Genomic DNA, 13,661 nt, shown 5'->3' on the forward strand with positions numbered 1-13,661 from the left:
GCTTGGAGTTTAGATGCTTCTTAATTTCGTTTTAACATTTTTATAACATGCATAAAGTTTTCAAAAAGAGGATTACTCCCTGGTTTATACTAAAAAAGAAACCCCATAAAGTTTAAACTTTATGGGGTTTTATAATATTAGAAAAAGAATAAATTAGTTATCTTCTCTAGGTTTTCTATCGTCACGTCGGTTATCACGTCCGCGATTATCTCTACCTCTGTTATCACGTCCACCAGAACGTTTGTCATCTCTTGGTGGTCTAGCTACATAACCTTCAGGTTTTGGTAAAATGGCTTTACGAGATACTTTTTCTTTGCGTGTTCTTGGATCAACTCCGAAGTACTTCACATCAAAAACGTCACCCATATTAACTACGTCACTTACGTTTTCAGTACGTTCCCATGCTAATTCACTAACGTGTAGTAATACTTCGTTTCCAGGAGCATCTAAGTATTCAACCACGGCGCCAAAGTCAAGCATTTTAATAACTTTTACTTCGTATACGCTACCTACTTCAGGTTTGAATAATAAAGAATCTATTTTAGCTTGAACCGCATCAATACCTGTATTACCTACACCTAATATTTCAACGATTCCTTCTTCTGTAACAGGATCTTCATTGATAACAATAGTGGTGTTTGTTTCTTTTTGTAATTCTTGAATTACTTTTCCTCCAGGACCAATTAATGCACCAATGAATTCATTAGGAATTCTTCTTGTAATCATTTTTGGAGAATGCTCTTTTACATCAGCATTAGGAGCAGAAATCGTTTCGGTAATTTTTCCTAAGATATGTAAGCGACCTTCACGAGCTTGTTTTAGAGCATTAACAAGAATTTCATAAGATAATCCTTTTACTTTGATATCCATTTGACAAGCTGTAATACCATCAGCCGTACCTGTTACTTTAAAGTCCATATCACCTAAGTGATCTTCATCTCCTAAAATATCAGATAAAACAGCGTATTTTCCAGAATCAGCATCAGAAATTAATCCCATAGCGATACCAGAAACAGGTTTTTTAAGTTGCACACCAGCATCCATCATAGCCATTGTACCTGCGCAAACTGTTGCCATAGAAGAAGAACCGTTAGATTCTAAAATTTCAGAAACCACACGTACTGTATATGGGCAATCTGCAGGAACCATACCTTTTAAGGCACGTTGTGCTAAATTTCCGTGTCCAACTTCACGACGTGATGTACCACGAATAGGACGGGCTTCACCAGTTGAAAAAGGAGGGAAGTTATAGTGTAAATAGAAACGCTCTTCTCCTTCGTAAGAAGGCATATCGATTTGATTTGCTTCACGAGAAGTACCTAGCGTTACAGTTGCTAATGCTTGAGTTTCCCCACGTGTAAAGATAGAGGAACCATGAGTAGATGGTAAATAATCAACTTCACACCAAATTGGTCTGATTTCATCAGTTTTTCTTCCGTCTAAACGTAAACCTTCGTTTAATGTTAAATCTCTAACAGCTGCTTTTTCAGCTTTGCTATAGTATTTAGAAACTAAATCGCCAAAGTCTGCTAATTCTTCTTCAGAAAAAGTCGCTTTTATTTCTTCTTTAATTTCACCAAATGCAGCACCTCTTTCATGTTTAGAAGAAGCGGCTTTTGCTACAGCATATACTTTATCGTAAGCCATATCGTGAACCTTTTGTGCTAAATCAGCATCTTCACGTTCTGGCTCGTATTCACGAACTTCTTTTTTACCAAAGGCTTCAGCTAATTTAACTTGAGCAGCACATTGTACTTTGATTGCTTCGTGAGCGAATTTGATAGCTTCAGTCATTTCTTCTTCAGAAATCTCATCCATTTCACCTTCAACCATCATCACAGAATCAGCAGAAGCACCAATCATCATATCGATGTCAGACTCTTCTAATTGCGCTCTTGTTGGGTTGATGATAAACTCGCCATTGATACGGCCAACTCTAGCTTCAGAGATCGCGCATTCAAAAGGAAAATCAGATAGTTGAATAGCAGCAGAAGCAGCTAATCCAGCCATTGCATCAGGCATTACATCTTCGTCATGAGACATTAATTGAATCATCACCTGAGTTTCAGAGTGGTAATCTTTTGGAAATAACGGACGTAAAACACGGTCTACTAAACGCATGGTTAATACTTCACCGTCACTTGGTCTTGCTTCTCTTTTGAAGAAACCACCTGGGTAACGTCCAGCAGCTGCAAATTTTTCACGATAATCTACTGTTAAAGGTAAAAAATCAACGTCAGCTTGTTTGTAATTGGAAACAACTGTACATAATAACATACATTTTCCTGATTTAACAACAACAGAACCATGTGCCTGTTTTGCTAATTTTCCAGTTTCAATAGAAATTTCTCTACCGTCACCTAGGTCTATGACCTCTTTAAAAACTTGTGGAATCATAAATTTTGTAATACTAAATTAAACAATGGTCGTTGTGTTGTTGTGTGTAGTGTTGTGTGTGACCAATGAAAAACTGTAATTAGCTTCTTCAATACGTAGTTTAAACTCTGCGCTAGAGTTGTTTTTTTATTGATTTTATCTGTAATTCTAGACAAAAACCGATAAAGGCTAAGATAAAAAAAAGAGGCTAATTAAAGCCTCTTTTTTTATTATTTTCTTAATCCTAGTTCTTTTACTATGGCACGATATCTTAAGATATCTTTCTTAGTTAAGTAATCTAGTAAAGCTCTACGCTTACCTACTAATTTCACTAATGAACGCTCAGTGTTGAAATCTTTACGATTTCTTTTTAAGTGCTCAGTTAAGTGATTAATTCTTTGTGTAAACAATGCAATTTGTCCTTCTGCTGAACCAGTATCGTTTTTTCCGTTACCGTGTTTAGCAAACATCTCTTGCTTTTCTTCTTTTGATAAATACATGCTAATATTATTGTAAATGATTTTTATGTACACGAAAGATTTTCTTTCGAGCGGCAAATATACTAACTTTTTTGTGTTTGAAAGTTTTTTTGCGTAACTTTTACTAATTATTTCCTTAGAATTAAAGTAGATAGAATCATTTAATTTTTTTAATACAAAGCGTATAAATGAAGAAAGCACTATTCTCTCAAAACAACTTTCCTGATACTTACGATTCTTTAGAAAGCATTTTTAATAATACTTATAATGGTATTGCTATTCTAACTTTGGATGGTGACTGGATAAAAGTTAACGATAGTGTGTGTGAACTCTTTGGTTATACTAGGCTAGAGTTGTTCAATATGAACATTGAAAATATAATCTTTAGGGAAGATTTGGGTGTTCATCAAATTAAATATGACCGTTTATTGCAAGGGAAATTTGATCGCTACCGAGTCAGGCAGCGCTATTTTCATAAGGATGGTTCGGTTATTTGGGTTTTAATTTCGGTGTCTTTAATATTGAATGCCGATGGGACGCCGGGACAAATGATTTGGCAGTTTTCAGATATTACAAACCGTAAACGTAACCAAGATAAGCTAAAACTGATGTTAAGTGTTGTGAGGGAACAAAATGAAAGATTAACAGCTTTCGCCGATATTATTACTCACAATTTAAGATCTCATTCTGGAAATTTATCTACAATTAAAGGTTTCATGGAAGAGGAGTTTTCCTGGTTGAAAGGAAACGAAAATTTTGAGCTTTTATCACGGGCTATTGGCAATCTTGAAGACACCGTGTCTCATTTAACCCAAGTTGCTAAAATAAAACAAGTAGATTCTAGTGAAGTTAAGCATTTGAATTTATACGATTATGTTGATAAAGCAATTTATACCGTAGCTGCTTTTGCTAAAAATACAAAAGCGACTATTATAAATAAAGTTGATGAGGATTTACTTATAAAAGGTATACCTGCTTATTTGGATAGTATTATTTTAAATTTTTTAACTAATGCCATAAAGTATAGGGACGAAGAGCGTGCTGCTAAAATTAAATTAGATGCCTTTAAAGAGGGTAGCTTTATTATTCTTAAAATTACAGATAATGGAAAAGGTATTGATTTGAAAAAGTATGGTAATAAGCTTTTTCAAATGTATAAAACCTTTCATTCAAATAAGGATGCTATAGGTATTGGTTTGTTTATCACTAAAAACCATATTGAATCTTTAGGAGGAAAAGTGATGGTAGAAAGCGAAGTGGGGGTAGGAAGTGAATTTTCGATATATTTTAAAAGCGCATAAAAAATGCCTGCTCATTATATACTGGCAGACTTTTTAAGTTTATGATAATAAATATCAAATAAGTTTAAAACTTAGATGGCATCAATGGTAAATGTAGTTTTTATGTAGAATTGAATTTCAAAATCTACATCAGAAGTACCATTGTTAACGGTGCCTTTAGAAGAAATTGTAAGCTTTTTGTCTTGTTTTAATTTATTTGCAATCGCATTCAATTTCTCTGGATCTTCAATACTAAAAAGTTTACCAGCATCATATGCAGATTTTAAAATAACATCTTCTAAAGCTATTTCTACATCACCTAAAGTAACAGTAACATTACTTGCTGCTGTGTTATCTGGTCCAGAATAGTTTGTAATTTTATAGTCTAAACTGTTTATTTTTACTTTCTCAATGTATTTAAGATTGTCATTGATTTCGTCGTTATCAGAAATATCAATTGTTGTAGATGCATTCCAATCGTTACTGATTTCCTCTTTAGTAGCTCCTATTTTTGCAACAGCATCGCTTCCAGGAACGTCAATAGATAAAGATGGATCAAAAGTTTCAGTAACGTCAAATTCTGTTAACTCATCTGCTTGGTCACAAGATGTGAAAGAAACAATTAAGGTTAAAGCCAATAATAGGGCATTGATTTGGTTTTTCATAAAAAATGGTTTGGTTAAAAATTAAGTTAATAGTGATTAAATTTATGCTCTTATAGGTTGGTTTAATACTAAATCCAAGTATTGATTCACCTTATTTTTTAATTCTTTACGTTGCGTAATAAAATCTAAGAATCCGTGTTCCAATAAAAACTCTGACGTTTGGAAGCCTTCTGGTAAGTCTTTTCCAGTAGTATCTTTTACAATTCTAGGACCTGCAAAACCAATTAAAGCCCCTGGTTCTGCAATGTTAATATCACCTAACATAGCAAAAGAAGCAGTAATACCTCCTGTAGTAGGGTCTGTACATAATGAAATGTAAGGAATTCCAGCATCAGCTAATTGTGCAAGTTTAACAGATGTTTTTGCTAATTGCATTAGTGATAATGCCGCTTCCATCATACGAGCACCTCCAGATTTTGAAATAACCATTAAAGGAATGTTGTTTTTAAGCGAATAATCTGCAGCTCGAGCAATTTTTTCACCAACAACACTACCCATTGAACCTCCAATAAAAGCGAAATCCATACAGGCAACAACTAAATCTTTACCTTTAGATTTTCCTACTGCGGTACGAACGGCATCTTTTAAATTAGTTTTAGATTGAGCCGTTTTTAAACGGTCTGGGTATTTTTTAGTATCCTCAAATTTTAAAGGGTCTTTAGATTCTAAGTTGATATCTAACTCTTTAAATTTATTATCGTCAAAAAGAATTTCAAAATATTCTTTACTTCCTATTCTTACGTGGTAGCCATCTTCTGGGCTTACATAGAAGTTCTTTTCTAGTTCTTCGGTATCTACAATTTTACCAGTTGGAGATTTGTACCATAGTCCTTTCGGGGTGTCTTTTTTCTCTTCGGTAGTGGTTGTTATTCCTTTTGTTGTTCTTTTAAACCAAGTCATATTGATTAATATATTTTAGTTTTTTAGTCTAGCTAAAAAAATGTGGTGTTCAAAATAAAATGTTATCATTATACTTCAACTTAATTTTAAGAATGAATTTGAAATAAATTCAGCCATAAAAAATCAGAAAAAGCCTGACTACAAAATTAAGCCTTTTTTTAAATTTCTAGTAATCACATTCAGGTTTTATTAAGTAGACTTCTGTATTTTATTGAAAAACTGCGGTATAAGTAAAAAAGGTCCTGCAAGAAACAGGACCTTTTAAATAGTATTTGTAGTAAATTTATCTTAAATCTATAAAGTATTTACGTTGTTAAGGTCTTCAAAAGCCTTTTTTAATCGAGCAACGAAAGTAACTTCTCCTGCACGTAACCAAACTCTAGGGTCGTAATGCTTTTTGTTTGGAGAATCATCACCATCAGGGTTACCTATTTGAGCTTTTAAATATTCAGATTTTTCACCCATATAATCTCTAATACCAGTCATGAATGCATATTGTAAGTCGGTATCGATATTCATTTTGATTACACCGTAGCTAATTCCTTCACGAATTTCTTCAACTGTAGATCCAGAACCACCATGGAATACGAAATCAATGTGGTTATGTTCAACATTATATTTTTTAGAAATATATTCTTGTGAATTTTTTAAGATTTTCGGCGTTAATTTTACGTTTCCTGGTTTGTAAACTCCATGAACGTTACCAAAAGCCGCTGCAATTGTAAATTGAGAACTCACTTTACTTAATTCTTCATAAGCGTAAGCTACTTCTTCTGGTTGTGTGTATAATTTAGAATCATCAACATCTGTATTATCTACACCATCCTCTTCACCTCCTGTGATACCAAGTTCAATTTCTAAAGTCATTCCCATTTTGCTCATACGCTCTAAATAGGTTTTACAAATAGCAATGTTTTCTTCGATAGGTTCTTCCGATAGGTCAATCATATGAGAACTGAATAAAGGTTTTCCTGTCTCAGCGAAATGTTTTTCACTAGCATCTAATAAACCATCAATCCAAGGTAATAATTTTTTAGCACAGTGGTCTGTATGTAAAATAACAGGAACGCCATAAGCTTCAGCTAATGTATGAACATGTTTAGCGCCAGCAACACCACCTGCAATAGCTGCTTTTTGACCATCGTTACTTAGTCCTTTTCCTGCATTAAACTGAGCGCCACCATTTGAAAATTGAATAATCACAGGAGCATTCAAGTCTCTTGCGGTTTCTAAAACACCGTTTATAGTGTCTGAACCGATTACATTAACAGCTGGAAGTGCGTAGTTATTAGCTTTTGCATGTTTGAATATAGCCTGAACCTCTTGTCCTGTAGCTACACCTGGTTTAATATTGTGTCCCATTTTAAAAAAATAATGTTTTATGAGTTAGTAGAGTATAAATGTAAACAAATTTGGACTAACTCTACAGTGTTTTATGAGGCTAAAACGTTAAAACAATACTAAAACGTTGTAGTGAAATGTAGTGATTATTAGTGCTAAAAGGGATAGTTTATACCAATATTGTATACTGCATTGGAGAAATTAAAGTCTTGAAACCATCTGTTGTCTTTGTTATAAGATGGGTCGTGTGTTTTAAAACCAACATCGAGCCTAAAAACAAAAAAACTAAAGTCGTATCTAAGTCCTACACCAGAACCAACGGCTAGATCTTCTAGGGATTTAAAACCTGTAAAAGTCGCGCCTTCGTCTGTAACGTTATCTAAAACATTATAAATGTTACCGACATCAACAAAAACAGCTCCAAAGAATTTATCGAAAATATGAAAACGTTGCTCGGCATTAAACGCTAGCTTTAAATTGGCTTCATTAAACTCATCTGTTGTTTGAGAGCTCCCAGGGCCTAGGCTATAAGCTATCCAAGCTCTATTGTCGTTAGGGCCACCAGCGAAAAAACTTCGAGAAAAGGGAATACTATTTGAGTTTCCATAAGGAATAGCAACCCCTAAAAAGCTTCTAAAAGCAAGGATGTTTTTTTTACCTAAGTCCCAGTGTTTTATATATTCAACTTCTGTTTTAATAAACTGCGAATAGGCCACATCAAATAAGGTATTTCGACCTTCATCATCCTGTTTTAGATTTAATAAGTTAGCGCCTAAATTTAGTAGATTCCCCGCGGGTTCTACTTTAAAGCGAAAAATAGAATAATCTTCATCAAAAAGACTGGTGCGTTCGTTAACGGTAACATTCCAACTTGCGGATAAAATTAGGTTGTTTTCAGTTAATCTATTTTTTCGTTCACTAATACTATTTACTGTGTTGTATTGGCTATCTGAAAATTCAGATGGAGGTGGAATCGTTGTTGCGTATTCAATAAATTCGTTAGCCTGATCTGGGATGCTTAAATTTTCATCTGGACCAATATAATTTACATCCTGAGCAATGTCATTTAAGGATTCAAACGAATTTTGATAGACATTAAAATAGGCGTCAACATTTAAATTTTGTACGTATTGTACATTAAATACTTCGAGTCTATTAGTTACTGTCTGGTTTGGTGCCCAATTATAATTAAAGATACCCCCAAACGTTTGTTTGTCTAATCCGATATTCGTTTGACTTGTCATAGCCAAACTAATATTGGTAGTCGGCGACATGTATTTAGGTATTAAATGCTTGGTGTAAAATGGTGAGAAAAACCTAGGGATGGTTAATCGGAAATCAATACCATATTCTATAATATCGAAGAAAGCATCACTGCTGCTAATATTGTTATTGGCCTCTTTAGACGAGCCAATCGATCCTTTTCCTGCGATTTCGAGGGTTTCGGCACCTCTAAATATATTACGCATCAGTAGGCTTGGGTTTAAAGAGAACCCTAAAGTTTGAATATTACTTGTTGAAACATCCGTACTAAACCCTAGACTAAATTTTTTCAATGGCGTTAACTTGATAGTGTCGGTTATCGTGTTGTCAAGACGTTCTGTAACTTCAATGTTAGGGTATTTAAAGGTTTGTAATTCTTTTAAATGACGGTAGGTGTTAATCATGTCTTCGTCTCTAAAAACATCCCCTGGTTTTATAAAAACAGCATCTACAATAGCTTTAGGCTGGTGTTTTATTTTACCATAACTGTAAAATTTATAACCGTTAAATGATGTGGAATCTTGAAATGGTTTCCCACGGTTTTCAAAGGTGTAATCTGTAATGATATTAACGTCTCTAATGGTATAAACATCGAAAGGTTCACGCCTAATAGAATCATGAGTTCTTATCGAGCGATTTAAAATTGTTAATCCTACGTTTACCTTTTTATTAGTTCCAATGGTGTCAATTTCAAATGTAATATAATCTTGATTAAAATGATACACTCCAGAATTACGTAATCTTGTTGAAATTCTCTTGCGTTCATCTTCAAAATTGGCAGTTTGATATTGCTCACTAGACTTTATAAAAGATTCCGCTTTATAACGGTCATAAATCGATTTAACTTCTGGAGATTTAATCGTTTCTGTAATAGTGTCAATTAAAAAGGCTGCTCCTGTTTTTACCTCGTATTTTATAGCAGCTTTTTTGTCTTTTTCCTCAATGATATTGTAATTGGCTTCAGCATTAAACCACCCATTATTAATATAGTAGGCTTCTAATCGATTTACCGATTTCTTAGCTTTACTTTCATTAATAATTACAGGTGCTTCACCGGTTTCTTTTAACCAATTATTGAAGCCAATTGCAGATTTTTTTAAATTGTTAACCTGCTTTTGAGAGTATTTTCTTTTTAGACGTTCTCGACGTTTCGGGTTTTTATCCAACCAAGCTTCAAAAATGGAGTCTCTATTAGGTCTTGCTGTATTGTAGATATTTAACCTTAAAGGTAAACCAAAGAATTTACTGTTAGGTTGTTGGTAAAGTAAATTTTCAGTTTTATCTGAATTGTCTTTTTTTTCATTTACAAACACTTCATTCTGTGTTAATAAAAGTTCACTCTCATTAACTCTTTTTACGGTATCACAAGAGAAAAGATGTCCTGTGATGAATGCTAAAATGAATATTTTTAAGTGCTGTTTTTTCAAATGAGGAATAGTTAATTCAGGGTTTAAAAGTGTTTTTTTATATGAAGTATTCTAATAATATTAATTAGGAATCAAAAATACAGTATTTAAGCTAAAAAATGTATTTAATTAATTCGAGTCTAAGTAAATCTTCTAATTATTTTCTTTTCTTTATAAAAAAATAAAAAGTAGATGCTTTCTAAAAGTCAGATTAAGTTAATAACGAGCTTAAAGCAAAAAAAATATAGACAACAGCATGGTTTTTTTGTTGTTGAAGGTTTAAAAACAATTCGAGAACTTTTGAGTTCTGAATTAGAGCTTTTTCAACTGTATACTACAGAATCATTTGGAGAATACTTAGATCGTGAAGTTTTAATATCTTTTGCTGAATTGAAAAAAATTAGCTTTTTATCTACACCAAATACCGCTTTAGCATTATTTAAAATACCTGAACCGAAGCCTATTGAAGAAAACAAACTAATTGTAGCACTTGATGACGTAAGAGACCCAGGGAATTTGGGAACCATAATACGATTATGTGATTGGTTTGGTATTCATGATTTAGTGTGTAGTAAAGAAACTGTAGATTGTTATAACCCGAAAGTTATTCAGGCTACTATGGGCTCTATAGCAAGAGTGAATATTAATTATGTTGATTTGGAAGCCTTTATAAAGCTTCAAAACACTTCTGTTTTCGGAGCGTTTATGGAAGGTGAAAATGTCTATACTAGTAAGCTTCCTACTGAAGGCGTGTTGGTTATGGGTAATGAAGCTAATGGGATTTCTGAAGCTATAGAGAAATTAATTAAAGCTAAAATATCAATCCCTAGATTTGGTGATTTACAAGCTGCCGAAAGCTTAAATGTTGCAACAGCAACCGCTATTTTACTTAGTGAATTTAAAAGGGCGACCTTTTAGAGTTGCAAGTATTCAGAAATTGAAAAACACTTTTATCTCATCATAAATGTTAACCAAGAGAGTCTGAAAAAAAAGCAGTTTATTGAAACGTAAAGTTTAAAAATACACCTCTTGTTTTCATGCTAGCTATATTGCTAGTCCATGGGCTGTTAGGATCTTCATCTCTAATTAACTCATCAGAAATAGCAAATACCCCACGAACAGAAGGCGTAAACTTAAAGTTATATAAATAGAAGTCTATCCCGAACCCTAGTTCGTAAAACAAAGGAGTTGTTTCCGTTCTGAATTGTCCGCTAGAGTTGTCTTCAGGGTTCGTTTCGTTACTCGATAAATTTATGGCTGCTGAAAAACCTCCAACAATAAACGGTTTAAAATTGTTGATGCGTTTAGTTGAAACCTTCAATAATAAAGGTATATGTATATAAGTTGATTTAACTTCTCTAACTAAATCTGCATTGGAATAACTCATGCCATCAAAGTAAGTTTCGCTATACTTTAATTCTCTAGTCGAAATGTTTAACCCTGGTTCTAACCGTAAATCCATGTAGTTGTTCAAACGTAAGTTTCCTATTAAACCTACACTGAATCCAGGACTGCGTTTTACGTAAACATCACGTAAGTCTTCGTTATAATCGAAATTAAAATCTAAAACGTTAACGCCTAAATAGTAACCCCAACGGAGTAGATTATAATCTGTTGAACCTCGGCCTTGATTAGCGTCGTATATTACTTTTTCTTTGCTAAATAGTTGAGCGTATGATGTTTGGAGTATAAAAAAGAAAGCGATTAATGCAAAAAAGTGCTTCATATGTTTACTTAGATGATTTGTAAATAGTTGCCACACCCAAAGTTTGTGGAAAATCTTCAACATTAATAAACCCAATTTTTCGTAAAATATTGTTTAAAGCTTCACCATATGGAAAAACAGAAGCTGATTCTGATAAATATTGATAAGCACTTCGGTCTTTAGAAAAGATTTTACCAATAAGGGGCATAATGTTTTTGGTATATAAGTTATAACCTTGTTTAAATGGTGCTTTTGTTGGGATTGAGGTTTCTAAAATTACGAAAGTACCATTAGGTTTTAAAACGCGGTAAATTTCTTTCAACCCGCTTTCTAAATTCTCAAAGTTTCTAACACCAAAAGCCACAGTAATAGCGTCGAAAGTGTCATTTTTAAAAGGTAATTTTTCACTATCGCCTAAAACCATTTCAATTTTAGAATCAAGCCCTTTCCTTTTAACTTTCTCTTTGCCAATTTCAAGCATACCACTACTAATATCCAAACCAACAATTTTAGTAGCATTAGTTTCGGAAAGGTTTATGGCTAAATCTCCGGTTCCTGTTGCAATGTCTAAAATGCTTTCAGGATTACTTTTGTTTATAATTTTAACGACGTTTTTACGCCATTTAATATCAATTCCGAAAGAAATTACGCGGTTTAAGCCGTCATAGTCACTAGAAATATTATCGAACATTTTAGTGACTTGTTCTTTTTTGCCTAATGCGCTGTTTTTGTATGGTTTTACTTTTGACAAGTTTGTAAATTTTTCACAAATATAAACTTTTAAAGAAGCTTTACATAATAGGGCTCTAAATAATTATATTGATTCAATTTTATGTAGGCCCCTTTATTTTATATTATATTTGTTCTACTTTTTATGATGACACAAAAATGAAAATAATAATTGCAGGAGCAGGTGAAGTAGGATTTCATTTGGCAAAATTATTGTCTTACGAATCTCAAGAAATAACTTTAATAGATCCCAATAAGAAAAGTTTAGCACACGCAGATAACCAATTGGATATCCGTGTTGTTAAAGGAGATGCAACTTCTATCGCTATTTTAAGGGAGGCTAGAATAGATTCTTGCGATTTGTTTATTGCCGTTACTTCTAGTGAAACTACAAATATTACAATTTGCGTTTTAGCCAAGCAATTGGGAGCTAAACGAACGATTGCTAGAATTTCTAATACCGAATTTATCCGCTATAAGGATGAAGTTGGGTTTACTAAATTTGGTATCGATGAGCTAATTTCTCCTGAGGCTTTAGCGGCTTCAGAAATTGAATTGTCGTTGAAACAATCGTCCTTCAACGAGACCTATGAGTTTGAAGAAGGCGCCCTTTCAATGGCAGGATTAACACTTTCAAGATCGGCCACTTTTGTTGGTAAAACGGTGAAAGAAGCAGCTGAGGTTTTTCCTGAAATTCACTTTGTGCCTATCGCGATTCAACGTTTTGGAACACAGTATACTACGATTCCTCGTGGCGATACCGTTTTTAAACGTGGTGATAACGTCGTTTTTATTACTTCAGAAGGTGGTGCAGAAGAGTTATGTAAATTATCCGGAAAAGTTAATCGAGAGATTAAGGATGTCATGATATTAGGAGGTGGACAAATTGGTTTTAAAACGGCTCGTGATTTAAGTGCAAAAGGGTTTAATGTAAAACTGATGGAAGGTAATAGAGATCGTGCTTTTGATATTGCTGATGTTTTAACGAAAGTACTCGTTATTAATAGTGATGGTAGAAATGCAGATTTGCTAGATGAAGAAAACATTGGAGATATGGATGCTTTTATAGCCGTAGGTCCAAACTCTGAAACCAATATTATGTCTTGTTTAGTGGCGAAATCTAAAGGTGTTAAAAAAACTATTGCATTAGTTGAAAACATGGATTATTTTGATCTTTCCCACTCCATTGGGATTGACACCTTAATTAATAAAAAGCTTTTAGCAGCAAATAATATTTTTAGATATATACGTCGTGGTGAAGTTGTTGCCATGACCAAACTAAGTAACTTGAACGCCGAATTATTAGAGTTTGAGGTAAAGAGTTCATCGGCAGTTTGTAATAAAGCTATTAAATCTATCGATTTCCCAAGAAGTGCTATTATTGGAGGAGTCATTAGAGATGGGGTTGGAATGATTGCTTTAGGGAGCTTTAAAATTCAAGCAGGCGACCGTGTGGTGGTTTGTTGTTTGTTAAAATCTATCAAGCGCGTTGAAAAACTATTTATCTAATTAAACAG

Annotated in this window: 11 protein-coding genes; 3 read left to right on the forward strand and 8 right to left on the reverse strand. The window is 33.5% G+C overall.

Translation table 11 applies throughout. The annotated features are described in order from the left end of the window. Nucleotides 1-153: 153 nt before the first annotated feature. A complete protein-coding gene (locus Q4566_RS00240) occupies nt 154-2,397 on the reverse strand; it encodes a polyribonucleotide nucleotidyltransferase (RefSeq protein ID WP_303417085.1) in 2,244 nt (747 codons plus the stop codon). Between the two features lie 209 nt (nt 2,398-2,606). Then, complete coding sequence (gene rpsO / locus Q4566_RS00245) at nt 2,607-2,876, reverse strand: 30S ribosomal protein S15 (RefSeq protein WP_303417087.1); 270 nt, start codon at nt 2,874-2,876, stop codon at nt 2,607-2,609. Nucleotides 2,877-3,043: 167 nt separating this feature from the next. Between rpsO and Q4566_RS00250 the strand changes: the two genes are divergently transcribed. Next, a complete protein-coding gene (locus tag Q4566_RS00250; RefSeq protein ID WP_303417089.1) occupies nt 3,044-4,156 on the forward strand; it encodes a PAS domain S-box protein in 1,113 nt (370 codons plus the stop codon). A gap of 71 nt (nt 4,157-4,227) precedes the next feature. Here the strand turns inward: Q4566_RS00250 and Q4566_RS00255 are convergent, their stop codons facing one another. From Q4566_RS00255 to Q4566_RS00270, 4 genes are all read right to left on the reverse strand, one after another. Then, the gene (locus Q4566_RS00255; protein ID WP_303417091.1) at nt 4,228-4,800 is read right to left on the reverse strand and encodes a hypothetical protein; all 573 of its coding nucleotides are present in this window, start codon (nt 4,798-4,800) and stop codon (nt 4,228-4,230) included. Between the two features lie 42 nt (nt 4,801-4,842). Beyond that, nucleotides 4,843-5,700 carry an acetyl-CoA carboxylase, carboxyltransferase subunit beta gene (accD, locus tag Q4566_RS00260; protein WP_303417093.1) on the reverse strand — a complete coding sequence of 286 codons (858 nt, stop codon included), beginning with the start codon at nt 5,698-5,700 and terminating at the stop codon, nt 4,843-4,845. Nucleotides 5,701-5,994: 294 nt separating this feature from the next. Continuing rightward, on the reverse strand, nt 5,995-7,062 hold the full coding sequence (gene fbaA, locus Q4566_RS00265) for a class II fructose-bisphosphate aldolase (RefSeq protein WP_303417095.1): 1,068 nt from the start codon (nt 7,060-7,062) through the stop codon (nt 5,995-5,997). Nucleotides 7,063-7,196: 134 nt separating this feature from the next. Further along, the gene (locus tag Q4566_RS00270) at nt 7,197-9,731 is read right to left on the reverse strand and encodes a BamA/TamA family outer membrane protein (protein ID WP_303417097.1); all 2,535 of its coding nucleotides are present in this window, start codon (nt 9,729-9,731) and stop codon (nt 7,197-7,199) included. A 171-nt stretch (nt 9,732-9,902) separates the two neighbouring features. Here Q4566_RS00270 and Q4566_RS00275 point away from each other — a divergent pair, with 171 nt between their 5' ends. Then, on the forward strand, nt 9,903-10,628 hold the full coding sequence (locus tag Q4566_RS00275) for an RNA methyltransferase (protein ID WP_303417099.1): 726 nt from the start codon (nt 9,903-9,905) through the stop codon (nt 10,626-10,628). A gap of 79 nt (nt 10,629-10,707) precedes the next feature. Here the strand turns inward: Q4566_RS00275 and Q4566_RS00280 are convergent, their stop codons facing one another. Both Q4566_RS00280 and ubiE read right to left on the reverse strand, forming a co-directional pair. Further along, a complete protein-coding gene (locus Q4566_RS00280; protein ID WP_303417101.1) occupies nt 10,708-11,436 on the reverse strand; it encodes a porin family protein in 729 nt (242 codons plus the stop codon). 4 nt (nt 11,437-11,440) lie between these two features. Next, complete coding sequence (gene ubiE / locus Q4566_RS00285) at nt 11,441-12,166, reverse strand: bifunctional demethylmenaquinone methyltransferase/2-methoxy-6-polyprenyl-1,4-benzoquinol methylase UbiE (RefSeq protein ID WP_303417103.1); 726 nt, start codon at nt 12,164-12,166, stop codon at nt 11,441-11,443. Nucleotides 12,167-12,303: 137 nt separating this feature from the next. Here ubiE and trkA point away from each other — a divergent pair, with 137 nt between their 5' ends. Beyond that, nucleotides 12,304-13,653 (forward strand): Trk system potassium transporter TrkA, encoded by a 1,350-nt coding sequence (gene trkA, locus Q4566_RS00290; RefSeq protein ID WP_303417105.1) that lies wholly within the window; start codon nt 12,304-12,306, stop codon nt 13,651-13,653. The last annotated feature ends 8 nt before the right edge of the window (nt 13,654-13,661 follow it).

The organism is Tamlana sp. 2_MG-2023 (genome assembly GCF_030548465.1).
Classification (GTDB): Bacteria; Bacteroidota; Bacteroidia; order Flavobacteriales; family Flavobacteriaceae; genus Pseudotamlana.

Coding starts and splice junctions, on each gene's coding strand:
- Q4566_RS00240 (WP_303417085.1), bottom strand. CDS start 2,397: ATGATTCCACAAGTTTTTAAAGAGGTCATAGACCTAGGTGACGGTAGA.
- rpsO (WP_303417087.1), bottom strand. CDS start 2,876: ATGTATTTATCAAAAGAAGAAAAGCAAGAGATGTTTGCTAAACACGGT.
- Q4566_RS00250 (WP_303417089.1), top strand. CDS start 3,044: ATGAAGAAAGCACTATTCTCTCAAAACAACTTTCCTGATACTTACGAT.
- Q4566_RS00255 (WP_303417091.1), bottom strand. CDS start 4,800: ATGAAAAACCAAATCAATGCCCTATTATTGGCTTTAACCTTAATTGTT.
- accD (WP_303417093.1), bottom strand. CDS start 5,700: ATGACTTGGTTTAAAAGAACAACAAAAGGAATAACAACCACTACCGAA.
- fbaA (WP_303417095.1), bottom strand. CDS start 7,062: ATGGGACACAATATTAAACCAGGTGTAGCTACAGGACAAGAGGTTCAG.
- Q4566_RS00275 (WP_303417099.1), top strand. CDS start 9,903: ATGCTTTCTAAAAGTCAGATTAAGTTAATAACGAGCTTAAAGCAAAAA.
- Q4566_RS00280 (WP_303417101.1), bottom strand. CDS start 11,436: ATGAAGCACTTTTTTGCATTAATCGCTTTCTTTTTTATACTCCAAACA.
- trkA (WP_303417105.1), top strand. CDS start 12,304: ATGAAAATAATAATTGCAGGAGCAGGTGAAGTAGGATTTCATTTGGCA.